This is a genomic window from Pseudomonas sp. K5002 (assembly GCF_013386655.1).
Classification (GTDB): Bacteria; Pseudomonadota; Gammaproteobacteria; order Pseudomonadales; family Pseudomonadaceae; genus Aquipseudomonas.
In genome coordinates this window covers 1-1,599 of sequence record NZ_JACARK010000849.1, presented here as the reverse complement: position 1 = coordinate 1,599, position 1,599 = coordinate 1, and the positions used below count along the sequence as shown (strand labels likewise).

The 1,599-nt window shown below is 63.7% G+C and carries 2 protein-coding genes; both read left to right on the top strand.

Going from position 1 to position 1,599, the window contains the following annotated elements:
* Positions 1-218: 218 nt before the first annotated feature.
* The gene (locus HX846_RS29860) at positions 219-1,235 is read left to right on the top strand and encodes a galactitol-1-phosphate 5-dehydrogenase (RefSeq protein ID WP_023658808.1); all 1,017 of its coding nucleotides are present in this window, start codon (positions 219-221) and stop codon (positions 1,233-1,235) included.
* Between the two features lie 93 nt (positions 1,236-1,328).
* Positions 1,329-1,599: FGGY family carbohydrate kinase (locus HX846_RS29855; RefSeq protein ID WP_256740095.1), on the top strand; the 271-nt coding region annotated here is incomplete at its 3' end.

Genomic DNA, 1,599 nt, shown 5'->3' with positions numbered 1-1,599 from the left:
CCCTGGCGGCCGGCAAGTCGGTGCCGAACTTTGTCGACGCCGGCACCCAGGTGGTGACCAAGGCCAACGTGGCCGAGGTCAAGCATGACTCTACCTTCGGCGAATACCGCCCCGGCGCGCTCTGACGGATCTGCGCCGCCACGCTATGGATTTTTGCGGGCACCTCTTGCGGGAGGTGCCTGGTCGAACGCACTCGTCACTCAACAGAGGAATTCACTGTGAAAGCTGCCGTCATGTACCAACCGGGCGATATCCGGGTCGAAGATGTTCCAAAACCTGCGGTCAAGGCCGGCCACGCGCTGGTTCGGGTCGCCGCCTGCGGCGTGTGCGGCTCGGATATCCCGCGCATGCTGAGCAAGGGCGCCCATGTGATGCCGCTGATTTGCGGCCATGAATTCGCAGGCTTTATCGAAGAGATCGGCAGCGGTGTCGAAGGCTATGCCATCGGCGAACTGGTGACAGTGCCGCCGATGATCCCGGACGTCAGCAGCGACCAATATGCCCGAGGCTTTCCGTCCCGCTCGGAGCGCTACGATTACTTCGGCAGCCGCCGCGACGGCGCGTATGCCGAGTACGTCAATGTGCCCCTGAGCAACCTGATCAAGGTGCCCCAAGGCATGGACCCGATTGCCGCGTCCCTGGTGGACCCGGCGGCGATTGCCCTGCATGCGATCTGGAAAGCCGACTTCAAGGCCGGGCAGAGCGGGGCAGTGGTAGGCTGCGGGCCGATCGGCCTGTTTGCGATCCAGTGGCTGCGGATCATGGGGGCCAAGGACATCGTCGCCATCGACATCGCCGAAGAGAAACTCGCCATGGCCCGCGAAGCCGGCGCCACCCACACCCTGCTCAGCGGCGCGGCGGATGCCGAGTTACCCCGTTGCCAACTGGTGATTGAAGCGGCAGGCCATCCCAGCTCGATCAACCAGGCCGTGCAACTGACCAAGGCTGGCGGGCATGTGGTGTTTATCGGCATTCCCACCAGTGACGTGGCCCTCAGCACCGCAACCTTCTCGCACTTCCTGCGCCAGGAAATCTCCCTGCACGGCGCCTGGAACTCGTTCTCGGCACCGTTCCCGGGCGATGAGTGGACGGCCTCCATCGACAAGCTGGCTTCCGGTGAATTGCAGTGGCAGTTCATGATTACCCACGATTTGCCGCTGGATGAATTGCCGGCGATGTTCAAGCGCTATGCCGATCGCAGCGAAGTCGCGGCCAAGGTAATTTTCCGTCCCTGAGCCGCGTCAGCTGTGTGTCGCCAAGCCCGACGACGCTGTGCGTTGCCGGGCTTAAAACAAAAAGCGTTGTTACAAGACGCAGGAGAACTACCGATGACCTTGTTGTTGGGACTGGATTTCGGAACAGGTGGGGTGCGGGCTGGTTTGTATGACCTGCACAGCCACAAACTGGTACACGTCGCCGAGGCGCCGTATGCCACGCAATACCCGCAGTTGGGTTGGGCCGAGCAGGCGCCGGCGGACTGGTGGTCGGCGCTGGGCAAGGCCTGCCGGCAGTTGATGGCCCAGGCCGGGCACCCGCAGGTGGCGGCGGTGTGCGTCGCCACCACAGCCTCCACCGTGGTGGTTGCCCAGGCGGACGGCC